The organism is Bremerella alba (assembly GCF_013618625.1).
Classification (GTDB): Bacteria; Planctomycetota; Planctomycetia; order Pirellulales; family Pirellulaceae; genus Bremerella; species Bremerella alba.
Map to the genome: position 1 here is coordinate 79,223 of NZ_JABRWO010000008.1, position 17,162 is coordinate 96,384.

General features: G+C 55.5%; 12 protein-coding genes. 4 read left to right on the forward strand and 8 right to left on the reverse strand.

What is annotated here, in order from left to right; genetic code table 11:
- Positions 1-71: 71 nt before the first annotated feature.
- The 3 genes from HOV93_RS14570 to HOV93_RS14580 form a co-directional block, all read right to left on the reverse strand.
- Complete coding sequence (locus HOV93_RS14570; protein WP_207397247.1) at positions 72-3,953, reverse strand: hypothetical protein; 3,882 nt, start codon at positions 3,951-3,953, stop codon at positions 72-74.
- 215 nt (positions 3,954-4,168) lie between these two features.
- Entirely contained in the window at positions 4,169-5,578 is a 1,410-nt protein-coding gene (locus HOV93_RS14575) for a leucine-rich repeat domain-containing protein (protein WP_207397248.1), read from the reverse strand.
- A 218-nt stretch (positions 5,579-5,796) separates the two neighbouring features.
- Positions 5,797-6,882: a hypothetical protein gene (locus HOV93_RS14580; RefSeq protein WP_207397249.1), complete on the reverse strand. Its 1,086-nt coding sequence runs from the start codon at positions 6,880-6,882 to the stop codon at positions 5,797-5,799.
- A gap of 147 nt (positions 6,883-7,029) precedes the next feature.
- Between HOV93_RS14580 and HOV93_RS14585 the strand changes: the two genes are divergently transcribed.
- The gene (locus tag HOV93_RS14585; protein WP_207397250.1) at positions 7,030-8,586 is read left to right on the forward strand and encodes a UxaA family hydrolase; all 1,557 of its coding nucleotides are present in this window, start codon (positions 7,030-7,032) and stop codon (positions 8,584-8,586) included.
- A gap of 123 nt (positions 8,587-8,709) precedes the next feature.
- On the forward strand, positions 8,710-10,026 hold the full coding sequence (locus tag HOV93_RS14590) for a hypothetical protein (protein WP_207397251.1): 1,317 nt from the start codon (positions 8,710-8,712) through the stop codon (positions 10,024-10,026).
- A gap of 128 nt (positions 10,027-10,154) precedes the next feature.
- Here the strand turns inward: HOV93_RS14590 and HOV93_RS14595 are convergent, their stop codons facing one another.
- The 4 genes from HOV93_RS14595 to HOV93_RS14610 form a co-directional block, all read right to left on the reverse strand.
- Positions 10,155-10,640 carry an MEKHLA domain-containing protein gene (locus HOV93_RS14595; RefSeq protein ID WP_235990395.1) on the reverse strand — a complete coding sequence of 162 codons (486 nt, stop codon included), beginning with the start codon at positions 10,638-10,640 and terminating at the stop codon, positions 10,155-10,157.
- Between the two features lie 10 nt (positions 10,641-10,650).
- A complete protein-coding gene (locus tag HOV93_RS14600; RefSeq protein ID WP_207397252.1) occupies positions 10,651-11,766 on the reverse strand; it encodes a leucine-rich repeat domain-containing protein in 1,116 nt (371 codons plus the stop codon).
- Positions 11,767-11,864: 98 nt separating this feature from the next.
- The gene (locus HOV93_RS14605; RefSeq protein ID WP_207397253.1) at positions 11,865-12,983 is read right to left on the reverse strand and encodes a leucine-rich repeat domain-containing protein; all 1,119 of its coding nucleotides are present in this window, start codon (positions 12,981-12,983) and stop codon (positions 11,865-11,867) included.
- A gap of 354 nt (positions 12,984-13,337) precedes the next feature.
- Positions 13,338-14,030, reverse strand: a complete 693-nt coding sequence (locus HOV93_RS14610; protein ID WP_207397254.1) for a zinc metallopeptidase — start codon at positions 14,028-14,030, stop codon at positions 13,338-13,340.
- 287 nt (positions 14,031-14,317) lie between these two features.
- Between HOV93_RS14610 and HOV93_RS14615 the strand changes: the two genes are divergently transcribed.
- Positions 14,318-15,436, forward strand: coding sequence for an ADP-ribosylation factor-directed GTPase activating protein isoform b (locus tag HOV93_RS14615; RefSeq protein WP_207397255.1), 1,119 nt, complete (start codon positions 14,318-14,320; stop codon positions 15,434-15,436).
- A gap of 7 nt (positions 15,437-15,443) precedes the next feature.
- Here the strand turns inward: HOV93_RS14615 and HOV93_RS14620 are convergent, their stop codons facing one another.
- Entirely contained in the window at positions 15,444-15,911 is a 468-nt protein-coding gene (locus HOV93_RS14620) for a hypothetical protein (protein WP_207397256.1), read from the reverse strand.
- Positions 15,912-16,146: 235 nt separating this feature from the next.
- Between HOV93_RS14620 and HOV93_RS14625 the strand changes: the two genes are divergently transcribed.
- Positions 16,147-16,740, forward strand: a complete 594-nt coding sequence (locus tag HOV93_RS14625; RefSeq protein WP_207397257.1) for a peroxiredoxin — start codon at positions 16,147-16,149, stop codon at positions 16,738-16,740.
- Positions 16,741-17,162: the final 422 nt, after the last annotated feature.

Genomic DNA, 17,162 nt, shown 5'->3' on the forward strand with positions numbered 1-17,162 from the left:
CCGAATCCCTGCGAAATATGCTCGGCGAGGTTGAAAATTAAGGAATTCTCTATTTTGCCCTAACGAAGGCTTTATTGAGAAGCCCCCTTGAGATAAGCCCGATATTGTTCCATGAACGAAGGAGGCGGGCTGCTGCGCTGCGTATCGCTTGAACCGCCGGAGGCGGCTGCATCGCGCGATTCGACTCGCCGGGTTGTATCTTCGCCGCGTGAGAGCCCCAGGCTTCGCAGCGCGTCGTTGAGATCTTGCTTGGCCTGAGCGTCTTCCGAGCCGGCGGCCTGTTTCATTTGTTTCCAACGCTGCACGAAGCGAGCAAAGTCATCTTTCGACCAGCCCAGTTCATCGAGCATTTCCTGATCGGGCGACTCTTGGTGCTGCAGCTGGTCAAGCACCATGTCAGTCGCCTGCTTGGCGTAATCCAAGTTGGCTGCATCTTCGCCCGGCTCAACACGGGGACCGTCGTTGTCTTGTGGCGTGTTGTTTCCTTCCAAGCCGCCCCCTTGAGGAACCGTCGAATTGCCTGGGCCTCGCCCGCTTTGCTGCGGATCGTTCGATTGCTGAGAATCGTTGGGGCCGCGTTCCGAATCGGCACCTTCCATGCCGGCCTCTTGTCCGGCAGGTGAGTTCGTCTTGCTCGAACCATCTCCCTTTTCATCGCCGCTGGAACCTGTCTGCTCGTCGGCTTGGGGGCCGTCGCCTCCTTCTTGACCCGTTTCTCCTTCGCCTTGTTGGTTGGCGGCACCAGCACCTTGGTCGGCAGCGCTGGTGCTACCGGCGCTGTCGTTGCCGGCCTGCTTGGCGGATTGTCCGCCGCCTGATCCGCCGCCACCACTTTGATCGCCGCGGGTTTCTCCCTTACTGTCGGACTGCTTGTCGCTATTGGAAGGGGACTTCGGTTGATCGCCTTGCTCGTCGCTGCTGCGATCGTCGGGCTTCATGTTGTTTTCGCTCTGCTTGTTGGCCTTCTCGCTCGACTCGGGGCTTCCTTTATCTCCTTCGTTCGATTTCGACCCTGCTCCGGAGTCGGTGTTGTCTCCTTTGCCGGTATCGCCAGAACGTTCCGAGTCGTCCGACGGGTTGGCCTCTTGTTCCTCTTGAACCGCGCCCCCTTTGTTTTCGCCGGCGCCTTGTTCGTCGTTCTGCGTATCCCGCTCCGACGACTGGCCTTGGTTGTTGTCGGTAGTGCCTGGCTCGCCTTCTTTTTCTTGCTCGCCGGATGCGTTCTCGCCCCCTGCCGAATTCTCAGGCTTCATCCCGTTGTCGACGCCATTTTCGTTTGGTTGCGATCTCTCTAGCTCGCCGGTCGATTGCTCGTTGGAACCTTGCTTGCTGCCTTGGCCTTGGTTTTTCTGGCCCTGGTTGTTTTGTCCTTCGCTGTTTTGTCCTTGCGAGTCGGACGGGTCTTGTTGGCTGTTGCCACTGGCGCCGTCTTGCATCCCTTCTTCCGGCTTTTGACCGGTGCCGGAACCTTCGCCTTGACCTTGTTGCTGCGGGTTGGGCTGATCGCTGTTTTCGGGCGAGGGTTGCTGGCCTTGTTGCTCCTGTTTCTCTTTCAAGTAATCCTGAATCCGCTCGAACGCATCGCCATCTTGCGAGCCATCTGGCGCTACGGGGTCTTGTCGCTTCTCAACGGTGGAGTTTTCGTTGGGCTGCGTCGAAGCGTCCCCTTGTTGAAGCTCGCCACCTTTGTTGGGATCGCCTGCTTTGCCGGTGCCACTGCCGTTAGGTTGGCCCGTTTGTTCAGATTGATTCTGCTCGCGCTGTTGATCGTCCGAAGACTGGGACGCTTCACCCCCTTGGCCGCCATTGGATTTTGACTGCGACTCTTGGTCTCCGCCTTCCTCTTGCGACTGGCCCATTCCCCCTTCGCCCGATTGCGGATCCCCTTCTTGAGGTTCGCCTGACTGCTGCTCGCCTTCTTGGGGCTCAGAACCTTTACCTTGTTGCGGGTCTTGGTTCTCGTCGCCTGGTTCTTTCTTGGACGAGCTTCCGCTGCCTTGGCCGGACTGCTGGTCTTCCGACTCACCGTCGTTCTCGCCTTCTTGGGGTTTGTCGGACTGACCCTTCATCCCCTCTTGATTAGAGTCTTCGCCAGAGTTGCCTTCGCTTTGGCTCTCTTGGTTACCTTTCTCGCCTTCCGACATATCGCCTGATTCGCCCGACTCGGAACCGTCACCCTCTTGTTCGCCTTGCTCGCCGGAATCGTTGGATTCGCTCTGCTCGTCCGACTGCTCGCCCTGGTCACTGGTCGAACCTTCGTCCTGCGATTTGTCGCCTTGCTGCTCGCCGGCGACAGGCTCTACGATGCGGATCGTCCGTGGGTTGGTGCGAGCGATATTGGGTTTAAGTTTGCCGGTGAAATCGGTCCGTGTATCTTCAGCCACACCGATCAGCTTGACGATGTCGCCGACTTCTAGCTTGTGTTCTTTGGGGACCAGCTTCCATGACTCGATCACCTGGCCAGACTTGGGTTGGTCGAGGATCGAAGCATCGATCGTTTTTTCAAGCCGCGGACCGCCTGCCTGACTGATGGTGCCGGTGACACGCAGTTGTCGAATACCGAAGTCGGGATCGATCGCTCGCAAGCGAACATCGAGGCTGCGGTTGGCAGGTAGTTCAACTTCCGAGGCGGTCGGCTCCAAGTATTCGATCTCTGGAGGCAGGTCGCGCACGACGTCGATGTGATATAGCACCGGGTGAGGATTCAGCACCCCATCTTCCGTACGAAAGCGGATCTGGTACGAGCGGAATTTGCCGGCGGTGCCTGCGTCGTTCATTTCCAAGGGGAAGCGGACGGATGCTTTGGTCGGCTCTTCGGAGCTGACTTGCAGCGGAGTTGTATTGAGCGAAACGATGGGGGAATCGGCTACCGGATCAAACTCGATGTAGGCCTTCTTGATCGGTCGATTACTGATCGTGCGGATGGTCACCATCGTTCCTTCAAGGGCCCGGATATGACCATCTCCTTGCTGCTCCCACGGTGATTCCTTCGTGTAAGCAGGGGGATCGTACCGCAGTGACTCTACGTCGATCGATGGCGCTTCGATCGTGGTGATCTCAAAATCACGCGTCGCCGCGTCGCCTGCTTCGATACGATAGATCAGGTCTTGCTGAATGCCGGATTCCGACGTGCTTAGTTTGGCTTGGTAATCGAACCCGTCGTCGCTTGCCTGGAGGGGAATTGCCTGATCGACTAGTTGCCCATCTTTGGTCGAGTAAATGACTTCCAGGCGATCTCCATCGGCGACATCATGCAGTTTGACGACAACGTCAATCTCTTGTCCCTGGTAGATGCTCGTATCGCCTGGTTGCACATCGACAATCTTGACCCGCGAAGGCCGGGCGATATCGTTCCAAGGCATCGCAATTCTGGCAGCCGTTTGCAGCGGATTCTTCGGCGAGAGAACCGTATACAGTCCGAACAGCACGGCCAGTGCCGCCAAGATATAACCGATGCGGATCGCCTTCGAGTAATCGACCAGGTGTTCTAGCGAAAGCGAAGATATGTCGGAAGCTGCCTGGGTCTCGACCGCGTCGAGGATCGCCTTGTGGGTTCCCTGATTGTTCTGATTGAGGAACAGGAAATTGAGCAAGCTGTTTTTTAACGTCGGTTGGCCTTGCTCGATCATCTTGGCTGCATAAAGCGGATTGATCGACTGGAAAAGCAGCGGCGCCACATAGACCCACAGAAAACCAACCGCTGCGACCACGTACACCAGGAACGCCAGCAAACGGGCAGCGAAGTTGAGCCCGACGATCCAATGATCGACAACGGCCAGCGTTAATAGAAACAGCAGCGAACCAGCAACAAACATAAGCAGGCCGGCGACTAGCTCGGCCAGTTTGACGCTGCGCCGAGTGCGATTGATTTTCCGACGGATCGAGTCCGTGCCAACCGATTGGGTTGGGACTGCTTGGGCCGTGGTTATGCTGGATGGAGCGTCAGTCGACATGGGATAATTGGCGATTGCCTGTTATGAGTTTGCCCGGGATGGGGCATGCGCGCAAATGCTGAAAAGTAGGACCTTTCCTATTATAGGAGACGATTAACGATCCGTTACAGATTTCGGTCAAAAACGAATTGCCATGCCCCCAGTCTTAGTGGGGGTGTGATGATTGACCAGCCTACCTAGAGATGGGCTACGTGACCCCGAAATACCGAGGACGACTATCGCGAAAGTCGCAATTTGGCGGTTGCGTAGTACTCTCGCAGCTTTTGTTGCTCGGCGACGGTCAGCTGGCTTCCGTCGACATATACTTCGTCCACGTGCGAAAGCTTTCGCAGATAGGGAAGGTCGCTGGCGCTGATCGGCGTATTGAAAAGGGCCACGCCTCGCAAATTTGGTAGTTCTGCCAGCTTCGAGAGCTTCTCGCCGCTGACATTGGTGTTGCTCAAGTCGATCCACTCCAGCGTCTTCACGGCGGTCAGGTGGTCGAGGACATCCCCGTTCAATTTCGTGCCATGCAGATGGATTTCGCGTAGGCTGGGAAGGCTGTCAATCGACTCTAGCCCGATGTTGGTGACTTGTGTGTTGTTGAGTCGCAAGGTTTCCAGCGATTTCAGGCATTGAAGTTTCGCCACGCCGACATCCGTGACTTTGGCATCAGACAAGTTCAACTCGGCCAGGGATGGGAAATTAGCCATCGAGCCGAGGAATTGGTCGCCGGCACTCGTGCCGCTTAAATCGAGCGAGTGAAGCTTTGCCGCAGGCAGCGCCATCGTGCAAGGGGCGTCTTCTAAGGTCGACTGGGTGGCGGAAAGCTGCTCGATATTCGGCATGCCAGCTAGTTGAGCGAGGCCTGCCATCGTTAGGTTGGTGCGCTCGAATCGGACTTCTACCAGGCTTTTAAGCTGTGAAACCTGCTCGGCGACCTCATCAGTAACCTTCTCACCCTCGAGGGTCAACTTGCCGAGACATGGGAAGTCTCCGTTCTTTAAATACCATGGTCCACTCAGGTCGGCAGCGGTTACCGAAAGGGTGCTCAGTCGAGGAAGTTGCTTCAGGTAATGGAAGCTTTGGTTGGTAACCGGCAATTCTTCGAGTTCGACATGCTTTAGGTTTTGCAGTTCTTCGAGATACCAGATGCCATGGTCAGAGATCTTCGTTTCGGCGATTCGAATCGCTTGAAGACCAGGCAGCTCGGCAATGGTCGACATGCCCCCATCGTCGAGACTGTTGTGCAGTTGAAGCTCGGACAGTTGCGACATTTGTCGCAGGCAATCGCGTACGCTGCCTGCCGGTGGGGTGTTGTGAAGGGACAGCAGCTTCACCGGGGGAAGCTGCAAGAGCAGATCCCAATGATCGTCTTTCATTTTTGCTCCATCCACGCGGATGCAGCCGTACTCGGGCCAATTAACGATTTCATCGGAAAGCGAAGCACCATAGCCGAACAAGCAGCCGCTTTTTTCTAGCGTGGCGACGATGCGTTCGATTTCAGGATCCGTTGGGCCGCCAACATCGATGGGGACCGGTGGGAAAGCAACGGGAGCCTGGGCAGATAAACTGCCAAAGGTTGTGAGAATGGCTGCGACTGCAACAATTGAGCCGGATATAGTTGAGAAAGCCCCGCGCCGCATTGATTACCCTCCTGATGGTCGGGAAATCCGCCGTAGCGATTCCCGAATCGATCCGTCCATGCTTACCCCCGACGTATTAATCATTGAACGCCAGAAGCGGGGAAGTTTCAATATCGGAAGGCGCCTAATCGGCAGAATTTGCAGAACCTGCGTAAACGAATCTGTCGTAACGCAAATTCCGCAACCGTTAAAGTCATGTCCACTGCGCAATCATTCGCTCAATTGTTGAGTGGGGCAATAACGCGAAGATTGGGAAGTTCGGCGGAGAGCCAATCGACTCCCTCTTGAGTAACATCGGTGCTGCGTAAATGCAGCGTCTCTAATCCCTTGGCGTCTTTCAGGTTCTTCAATCCTGTATCGGTAATCGGCGTGAGGTTGAGGTAAAGATAGTTGAGCGACGGTAGGCCACCGAGGGTCGTCATGGCGTCGTCGATCAAATTGGAATGCGAAATGGTCATGTGCTGGACACCTTCGAGCCCTGCCAACGCCGTGAAGTTGTCGGATGGGAATTCGCAGTGGTGGAGGTTCAAGTGCTCTAGCTGCTTAAGCTTACGGAAGATCTCCATGTCTTTTCCGTTGAACGAAACATTCGTCAGCGTAAGGGCTTTCAGGCCGGCTATCTGCGGTATCGTCTCTAACGCATGCCCTGAGATGTGCTTGAAATTGATCGAGAGGGTCCGTAACGCAGGGAAGTTTTCGATTCCCTTGAGCGAGACATCTTTCGAGTTGGGATCGTAGACAGAAAGCTGATTCAGATTCGGCAGCCGGGCGAGGTAAGCGAAGTAAGGTTCACAGTTTCCGTCAAGTTTTAAGGTCAATTGTTCGAGCCGTGTGAGCTCTTCCAGGTACCACAGGCCTGCCGGCGAAAAGTTGTTGCCCCCCAGCTGCAAGGAAACGAGGTTCGACAGTTGGGCGATCTGCATCAGGTCGTCATCGGTGGGACTACCAAACACGTGCAAATGCTGAAGTTCGCCCAACTGCGTGATCGTATTCCAGGTGAGGGGGCTCAGGTCGAAGTTGGCTCCCAGCCATAAACGCTCGATCTTAGGCAGAACCAACAACGTTTGCAGGTTCTCGGGATTTGCCTTGGTCGCGTAAAGATTGACGTAGTAAGAGGTTTGATCGTCGTAGTTCTGATAGAATTGGACATGCGCGCCGTTTTTCTCGAGCAATTGAATCGCTCGGCGGATCTCTGGCGATTCGTAGTCCCGGTCGTCCGCAAAAGCAGCCGGAAGGCCGATGGTTATCGCAACCAGGGAAAACACCAGGATGAACTTACGAGAAGTGATCGACCAAAGGTTCATCGAGGGTTCCTTGACGAGATGGTAGGCTCGGTGGCGGAGGATTTTCACCTGACGGCGAATTCGATACGATTCGAGCGGTGGTGAAAAGCTTTAAACCTGCTGGCTCGAAACGCATTGATCATGAAAGCTAATTATAGGGTACCTGGCATGCTTGACGAGAAAATTTCCCGCTCCTTGGTCATGCTGGACTCATTCGACAATGTAGCCGTCGCCAGAACATCCATTTCGCCAGGGGCCGCTCTGAAATGCACGGATGGCGAGTTCTTATCCGTAGATTCGATACCAGCCGGCCATAAGGTTGCTGTGGCCCACATTGCCCAAGGGGCGTCGGTTTTTAAATACGGTCAGATCATCGGTCAGGCCATCGCCGATATTTCTCCAGGCCAGCACGTCCACAGCCACAATTTGGCCATGGTCGATGTGCATGCCGACTATGCTCCTTGTTCTCAGATACCGGAGCCTCCGACGGCCATCGAAGATAAGACGTTCCAGGGGTATGTTCGCGGCAACGACAAAGTGGGAACGCGAAATTACCTGGCCGTTATTAGCACAGTGAATTGTTCGGCGAGCGTTGCCAAGTTCATTGCCCAGAGGTTTCCGGCGGAAGAACTTGCCAAGTACCCCAACGTAGACGGCGTGATTGCCATGAAGCACGAGGCGGGCTGTGGTATGCAGTTCGGCGGCGACGCACATCATACGCTCAACCGCTTGATGGCCGGCATTGCCAATCACCCCAATGTCGGTGGCTTTCTGCTGGTGGGACTGGGCTGCGAGACAGGCGCGATGGGGTATCTGTTGAAGCAGCAAAATTTGATTCAAATTGAAGGCGTGATTGGGACCGATGGCCCAGGCCCCTTGGTGCTTTCAATGCAAGACGAAGGGGGCACCCTGCGGACCGTTGAAGCGGGCATCGCTCAGGTATCTAAGATGCTACCGAAGGTGAACGCCATCGAGCGGCAAACCGTTTCGGCGAGGCATCTTTCGGTTGGTCTCGAGTGCGGCGGCAGCGACGGCAACTCGGGCGTGACGGCCAATCCTGCACTAGGTATCGCCAGCGACCGTATCGTTGCTTGTGGTGGGACGGCGATCTTAAGCGAGACATCCGAGGTGTATGGCGCCGAGCATCTTCTCACACGGCGGGCCGTCTCGCCGGATGTCGCTGCGAAACTGATCGAGCGGATCGAGTGGTGGAAGAACTACGTTGCCATGTTCGGTGCGCAGCTCGATAACAATCCTTCTCCGGGAAACAAAGCGGGCGGTTTGACCACCATTGCCGAGAAGTCACTCGGTGCCGTGGCCAAGGCCGGAAGTACGGCGCTGGTTGATGTCTATCAATATGCCGAGCCGGTCGCTGCCCAAGGGTTGGTCTTTATGGACACGCCTGGCTACGACCCGGCCAGTGTTACCGGCATGGTTGCTGGCGGGGCGAACATCATTTGCTTCACCACAGGGCGGGGAAGTTGTTTCGGCTGCAAACCGACGCCTTCGATCAAGATCGCCACCAACACCCCGATGTACGAGCGCATGAGCGCTGATATGGACGTGAACGCCGGGACCGTCCTGGAAGGAGAGTCGATTGTTTCCGCCGGCGAGCGGATCTTCGACGAAATCCTGGAGGTGGCCAGCGGCAAGAAAACCAAGAGCGAGCAGCAGGGCATTGGCGACGAAGAATTCGTCCCCTGGTTGGTAGGGCCAACCCTGTAACGCCGTCGTCGCCAAGTGCGGCAGCTTTTGCATTCCGGGTCGGCCTCATTTACTATGCGAAGAAGATTCTGCTCCTATTGTCTTCTTGCTTTGCTTCCTCTTAGATCTTCGGAGAGCCACACCGTGCGCAGCATTCTCGTCCTGATGGTTGGTTGGCTCGTATCCTTGGCCCTGGTCGATCGGGTGCCTGCTGCCGAGTTTCTCAGCGGCCAAACGGTGACCATTGCCGCTGACGAAACCTGGGAAGGGGACGTCTACATTTTCGCTCAATCGGTGAAGGTCGAAGGGACGATCAACGGCGACCTGGTCGTTTACGCTCAGCGTCTGCATGTGTCGGGGACAATCGAAGGGGGCGTGATTGCGGCTGGACAAGAGATCTTGCTTGAGGGGACATACGGTCGGTCGTGCCGCATTGCCTGTCAGGCCGCCAGGGTTGAGGCCAGCACGCGAATGAAGCGAGACCTGGTGGCGGCCAGTTACTCGCTGGAAGTCGACAAAGGGGCGGCGATCGACGGCGATCTGATCTACGCAGGCTTTCAGGCAATGCTCAAAGGAACCATCGAAGACGATGTGTGGGCCGCCGTGAATCGCGCAGAAGTTTTTGGGAAAGTTGGTCGCGAGCTGAGCATCACTACCGACAGCAAAAACCAACAAGGACCGCCCCCCAGTCAATATTGGCAGGACATGCAGTTGGTCGATATCCCGACGGTATCGCCTGGGTTGACTATTCACCAGGACGCAACCATCGGTGGCAAGCTTACCTATCAGTCTTCTAGCGAGGTCACGATCGACGACGGAGCCAAGGTGACCGGCCCCATCGAGTGGATCCAGCCTGAGAAGCCGGTCCAGCAAGATCCTCAGGATAAGATCGCCTATTTCTGGGGTCAGCTGAAACGCTATGCCACGCTGCTGGCGATGGGCATCTTGATGGTCGTGTGTTGTCCGACCACTTGCGGAGGCACGGTCGATCAAATCGTGCAGCGTCCCATCCTCAGCTTGCTCGCCGGTATCTTGGCGGTGCCTCTTTCGATCATTGCCCTGGGGGTTGTCGCAGGCTTAATCCTGGCGATTCCCATGGCGTTCGGCTGGCTGACGCTAGATGGACTGGCGGTTGCCGGGGCGTTTATTGCAGCGTTTGGAACGGTACTGTACGTGGGCAGCCTGGCCTACTTTTTCATCTTCGGTGCCGCAGCCGTCACGAGCATCACGCTGGGCCGAATTGTCTTCTCCGATCACCCGATTGTTTCGCGCGGTCGGTTGATGCTGTCGTTGGCGTTCGGGCTGGTCTTTTACGTCGTGCTGACGTGCGTTCCGTATCTGCGTGTGGGGGTGTTTGTCGCAGCGATCCTCTTCGCGTTCGGGGGACTGTTCGTTTGGATGATGGTCGGGCTGTTTGTTTCTCAGTCTGAAAAGCAGGCCCCTGCTACGAAGGTTAGCTAGTGCTTTGCACCCGGTGTTTTGTGGATAGAAACCCTGGATCGGTGTAGCCGACAAGCGGCTTGTGAGTGAGCGCGGAAGAAGATGGCGATGGGCCATGCGGGGGAACGCGTTTCTCCCTTAATGATCGGCTAATCCAGAAACGTCCATTGATCGAACGTGGCGGCCTGGCCAATGTGGGTGCCGGCGGCATTGTGTAGGTTCCAGACGATCGCTTGCTCGATCCGAAATCGCCGGCCGGTGGTGGCGATGCGGATGCCTTGGTAGTCGTCGACATACCCATCGCGCGTGGTGCGTTCTAAGAGCTGGGCACGTTCGTCGCGATGCATGGGCTCGGCCGTCATGCGCGACGGAGTTAGCAGCAGGGTCTCGATATCGATTTCCCACAGCTTGAGTGCCGTCTGGTTACCGAAGTTGAGAATCGGATCGCTGGCAGCGGTATGCGAAACGACGACAAACGGTGCCTCGAAGACCGACCGAGCGTCCTGTTCTGCTGATCCGCTACGAGGCACGAGCTGCTTGCCGAGAAGCTGATGGTACGAATCGAGCAAAACTTGCAGATGGTCTGGCCAGCCATGTTCTTGCCATGGCGGCAGGGCAGGGGAGTCCTGGGGCAACTTGATTCGCTCACTTCCTAATGGGGGCAATCACATGCGTCGTGGGACGCTCTTTTTGCAGGGCCTTTACGCCATCTTCGGTGATGTTGGTCGCGCTGAGCTGTAGCGTTCTCAGGACAGGCGCTTTGTACAGATGTTTTAACCCCTCGTCGGTGACAGGTGAACTACGGACGTACAAGTAATTGAGTCTCGGCAACTTGCCCAGTGGCTGCAAAATGTCGTCGTCCATCTCGTTGCTCGATAACTGCACACGCTGCAGCGAAGTCATGGCCGAGATCGCATCGACGGGTAGTTTCTTAAAGTGGCATCGGTATAGATGTAAGTAAGTCACCTGATCGAGTTCGCGAAACAGCTCCATCTCTTCCTTACGGAAGGTGGTTCGTAGGATGCTCAGCGATTGAAGCTCGGTTAGCCTGCCGATCGCTTGCAAGTTGCTTCCTTGAATCTCTTGGCAATCGACGCTGAGCGTGGTGAGCCCGGCCAGCTGTTCGATTCCATCAAGCGAAAAAGGGGCTTCCGTATCGACGCGTATCGTCAAGTTGTCGAGCTTGGGAAGTCGCGTGAGATAGTCGAAATAGGGTTGGCAGTTCCCGGAAATCATGAGCGTGAGGTGTTTCAGCTCGGTAAGTTCTTCCAGGTACCAAAGGTCTTCTGGTTTTAGATTCTTGGCCTGGAGTGTCAGGTTTCGGAGATTCGTGAACTGAGCCAGATTTTGCAGGTCGTACTTTTGGAGGCTTCCCGAAATCGTCAGTTGCTCTAGCTCGCTCATTTGAATCAACGTATTCCAGGCCAACTGGTCGCGCTGAAAACTAGGGCTGAGAGTCAGCCGATCAACCCGGGGAATCACCAACAGGGGAGCCAGGTTTTCTGGCGTGGGCTTCAGCGTGTGAATGTTGATGTTGTAGGAAATCGGTCCACGCTTGGCATGGGGGTTGGCCAGTTGAAAGAACTGCGACGAATAGAACCGGACCGACGCCCCGTGTTGCTGAAGATATTCGATCGCCTCGCCAATCTCGCGTGACTCATATTTCTTGTCGACCGCTTGCACGCGAGGGGGGGAAAGCACGACGAACGTAATGCTTACCAGGCCAAGTAGCAGAGTCGATATTCGATCATTAGATTTCATCGCCGGATCCTCGTGCGAATTAACGCTCAGTCCGAGAGCAGAAGAGTAGCACTTATCGTACGTGATTCGGCGAGCGAGAGCGAGAATTCTACGAGGATTTAGTTCTTTTTGATCGGCGCCGAGATCCGCATATCCGGACGTTCGGTCGTGAGCCAGCTTACCCCGTCGGCCGTGATATCGGTGGTATAAAGATAGACCCGTTGAAGCTTGGGAATCTTGGCCAGATGCTTCAGGCCTTCGTCGGTGATCTCGGCTCCGCGTATGTAGAGATAGCTAAGCTCTGGCAGATCGGCCAACGGGGCCAACGAATCGTCGGTAATTTCGGTGTTGTAAATCTGCAGCCGCTGAAGCCCTTTCAAGTCGGCAAGGGGCGAGAGATCGTCGGTGGCCAACTTGCTATTGGTCAGGTTGAGCGACTTCAGGCTCTTCATCTGCCGAAACATTTCGAGTTCGCCAGCGTCGAATGTGACGTTCGAGATGGTCAGCATCTCTAAGTTCGGAAGATTGGCAATCCCTTGCAGCTCTTTGCCCTTAATCGCCCGGGCATTGATGTTCAGCGTCTTTAATTCGGTCAGATTCTCGATGCCGTCGAGTTTGACTTCCTTTTCACCTCGCAGGTTGAGCACCAGTTGCGAGAGATGGGGCATGTTAGGCAATGCCTTGAACGATGTCTCGTCGTCTCCATCGATGTGGATCGACAGTCGATTGAGATTGACTAGTGCCTCTAAGTACCACAAGTAATCGGTATCGACATCGCCTAGGCGAACCTCCAGCGACTCGAGATTCGAGAACTCGGCAATGTACTGCATGTCCTCGTTTTTGAGGTTGTCCATAATGTACAAGTGCTCGAGCTCACCGAACTGCGAGATGGTCTTCCACGACTTCTCGCTTCGTTCGAATTCACTGGCCAGATACAAGCGTTCGACCTGAGGTAATACCAACAAAGCGGCCAGGTTCTCTTCGGTCGCTTTCATGGCGAACAGATTCACCGTGTACGGTATCGGCCGCGCGGTATCTGGAGTCGTGCCACGGACGCCATTGCGGGGGATGTTGAAGTGGACACGTGCGCCGCTGTCTTGCAGATGTAAGATCGCCTCCCGGATCTCAGGCGATTCATAGCGTCGATCGTCCGCCTGAGCTAGTTGCGAAGAGAGCATCAAGACCAGCAGACTTAGGCGGAACGTCCAGCGGCGAAGCACGGAGATTGGCTGTTTCATCGCGAGGCCTTGCAGGCAGCTAGGAATCGGGCAGTAAGCGGCTGTTTTTATCGTACGCAATTTCGCCGGAAGATGCGATATTTTCAAAAAGCAGAACTGCGAAGATCACGAGCCAGCGGTGGACTCGCTTTACCTGATTCGCGGAACTAGCAGCCGCGAAGTGCGAAGATCAACCCAATAAACAAGATAAATCCCCCCACATACATCCATAGGGGTGGAGGGTCTCCCGAGTTGTAGTTCGCGTCCGGCATGCCCCCCAGTGTGGACCAATCAGCAGGTTCGCTCAAGACGCGATTTGGGGAAGGGAAGGGGATTCGGCTTCGGTGCCCCCTTCCCAGCATCATTCTTAATGCCTTAGTCGCGGCGAGCCAACATTAAATAGTACATCAAGGTCATGACCGATTGCAGCGTGCCGGCAACGTAGGTCAATGCGGCTGCGTTCAACACGCCTCGTACGGCGGGCATTTCGTCGCGGGGAACGATGTTCATGTCGATCAGAATCCCCCGAGCACGGCTACTCGCATCGAATTCCACCGGCAAGTTAATCAGCTGGAAAAAGACCACGCAGCTGAACAATGCAATCCCAGCCCAGATCATCCCTTGACCGAGCACCGGGATCGAACTCGCGATGATCATACCAATAAACAGAAGAATAAAGCTGAAATTTCCGCCGAATTGAGCCGCTGGCACCGCCATATTCCGGATGATTAGCGGGAAGTAGTTCCGGGCATCCTGAATGGCGTGGCCGGCTTCGTGAGCGGCAATCCCTACCGACGCCGCGGTTCGTTCGCTGTAGACCTCAGGGCTCAAACGCAAGACCTTGGCGCTGGGGTCGTAATGGTCGGACAAGTGTCCACTGACGCGCTCGATGGCGACGTTCTGTAGGCCGGCGGCGTCTAAAATATGACGTGCCGCTGCAGCGCCAGACAGGGGCGCGGCCTGTTTCATCGCCTTGGCATAGGCGGACTTCAACCAAACCTGAGCAATCAGGCCTAAGATGATCGCCGGGGCAATGAACAGCAAATAACGGAAGTCGAAGAAGAACACGGTGTATCACTCCAAAAAATGGACTGTTTCTCAAGCTTTTAGGGGCGAAATGCCTGCAATTTTGGCAGTCGTATACGACAAGAACCTTATTAAGCAAACATCGGACCAACTTCTAATTATAGAGCTTCGCCTGTCGGGGGCTATTTCTTTTGAAATCCTAAGTCAGAAGTTGCTCAAATGACGTGAATACCCATCCGTCGGGGCCTGTTCTGAGTTAAAATAGAGAGACTTTCCCGTATTTGATCGTTATTCGATATATCCCGCCTAGTATTTCCTAAGTCGAATCTATGCCACCCGTTTGTCAGCGTTTTTTGGGACTTCTTTGCATTCTCTCGCTTGCCAGCTGTCGGCCGATGCCGCCGGAGATCTCGCAAGGGGCCCTGCCGATTTCCGCGGACGAGAAGATTGAGCCGGAAAAGCTGCTTCAGAGGATCGATCAGGTTCTCGACTTCACGCTGCAACATCGCCATCTGAACACCAAGGATCATGCCGCCTGGCAGATCCTGCACGGCAGCCTGGCCTTTGGTCGTGCGTTTCCTGTCATCCATGAAGGGGAACCAATTCCGGTCGTCGACTACCTGGCCGAAGGGGGCCAGATGAATGGGTGGACGATCGAGCGGGGCAACAAGCTCGCGTCAAAAGAAGATGGAAAAGACAACTTCGGCATGCGCGCCGTCACCGAGCCAGGCACCAGGGCAGGGCAGGGGCACTACGATCAATGGTTGGCCGTTCTCTCGCAGTGCGATGTCCCTCCGGATGCGACCTTTGTTGTGGGCCCCGATACCTACACGATGACCAACTTCGTGCAGCAGGTTCAGCTCGATACGTCCCGCAATCACCTCCGTGAATTCAGCTGGACCTTGATCGGCCTAACCAAGTACTTCCCGACCGATCACACGTGGACCGATGCCACCGGCAAACAGTGGAGCATCGCCGATCTCGCTCAAATTGAAATCGATCAGGGCCTCGACGATGGTGCCTGTGGTGGAACGCATCGCTTGATTGGCCTGACAATGGCCCTCAATCGCCGTAAGAAAGCCGGCCTGCCGATTGAAGGAACCTGGGCCGCGGCCGATCAGCTGATTCAAGAGAGCATTGCCGACGCTCGAAAGTATCAAAACCCTAACGGAGCACTCAGCGTCAACTATTTTCAGCGCCCGGGCAGCTCCCCAGACCTGGCCGAGAACCTCGGTACTACGGGGCACACGCTCGAATTCCTCTCCCTTTCTCTTGACGAAGAGCAGTTGAAAGAAGCGTGGGTCCGTCGTGCGGCTTCGTACCTATGCGAAGTGTTTGAACGGACCGAGCAGGTTTCGCTGGAGTGCGGTGCGCTGTACCACGCCGCTCATGGGCTGGCCCTTTATCGCGATCGGGTTTACGGACCGCGCGAGTACGTCGCCGAATAGTCAGCCGTTAAAGTTCATCTACTCGGGTCATCTTAACTGGCAGCAGCCGCACGTCGGCGCCTGTTTCGCTGATGGTCATTGTGACCGAGTCCGAGAATCTCAGCTGCAAGCTGCGCTCGCCCTCTGTATCTTGCACCTTCAACCGAATCTGATCTGGTAACGCTTCGGTAATTTCATACGTGAGCTGCTTATTCTCTGGCGGCAGAATGCTTTGGGCATCGATCGGTTCGGTCTGAATTTGCAGCTGGTTCTCGCCCACAAACTGCATCGTCAGCTGGGCGACATCCGTATGCGGAAGTTCCTGCGAGGTATCGCTGTCGTTTATGACCTGGGGCGCTACCGAAGCATGATTCACAGGACCAGAAACCTGAATCGTTCCCTGCCAAGTGCCTTGGAGCGGACTGTCTGCCGAGAAACAGCCCGTTAAAGGGGCGATACAGGCAATCAAGATGCCTATGGAAAATAATTTAGTCATGGCTATTGCCTATTGCTTGAAAGTATGAATAATAATTTCCACGTCACCCAAAGCCGCTGCGGAAAGTTCTGCGGCAGTTGGCTTTATCTCCCACACCGTGACCTACGAGATCGGATCGCTTACCGCCCCTTGCGAGGCAGTAAGGAAATTGGCACCATGGACCATGGTCCCGATTAAATCCGGTTCTCCAGCTACACCATAATTTCTGCAATACCCCAACACCAGGGAGAGTTTGATGAGTGTTTTAGTTCAACAGCCAGCTCCGGATTTTTCCGCCGAAGCAGTGATGGAAGATGGCTCGTTCAAGAAGATCAACCTGTCGGACTACCGCGGCCAGTACGTCCTGCTGTTCTTTTACCCGCTCGACTTCACCTTCGTTTGCCCAACCGAAATCATCGCGTTCTCGGAAGCCATTGAAAGCTTCAAGCAACTGAACGTCCAGGTTCTCGGCTGCTCGATCGATAGCCACTTCTCGCACCTGGCCTGGCGCAACCTGCCTCGAAGCGAAGGCGGTATCGGTGAAATCAAGTATCCGCTGGTCGCTGACCTGGATAAGAACGTGGCCAAAAACTACGACGTCCTGCTGCCTGGCGGGATCGCTCTGCGTGGGCTGTTTTTGATCGACAAGGAAGGCACCGTCCGTCACCAGGTCGTCAACGATCTGCCACTGGGCCGTAGCGTTGAGGAAGCCCTCCGCATGGTTCAGGCCCTGCAGTTCTTTGAAGTCAACGGCGAAGTCTGCCCAGCCAACTGGAAAGAAGGCTCCCGCAGTATCAAAGCCTCGCCAGATGCCTCGAAGGAATTCTTCGAAGCAGAATACTCCAACTAACACGTTGGACTGCGATTCACTCGCCGAAGGCCCCAGGCAACCGCTTGGGGCCTTTTTTTATGCGCGCTATGTGAGGTTTGTGTGAAATTGGTACTCGCCCGCGTTCCCTGTCCCCTCTGTGGTGCGGCTAGTTTTGCTGATGTGTAACGGCCCCTGCGGGCTAAGAATGCAAAGTCCACGCTTGTGGCTGCCCGCACCAAAATATCTGGAATTCCGAGAACCGATTTCACGACCGGGGCTCAGTCTGCCATAATAGAGATAGGCGTTCGCGCCTCCCACGCATCAGTAACCCACAACAACCTACCCACCTACTAAAAACCCCGCCAGGAATCTCAGCGGGGTCAATTCCGTCTCGCCAGGAAATACCCAGCAAAGTCACCAAGTCTCTTGGCGTGGCCGAAGTATCAACGGAGTTAAAAACA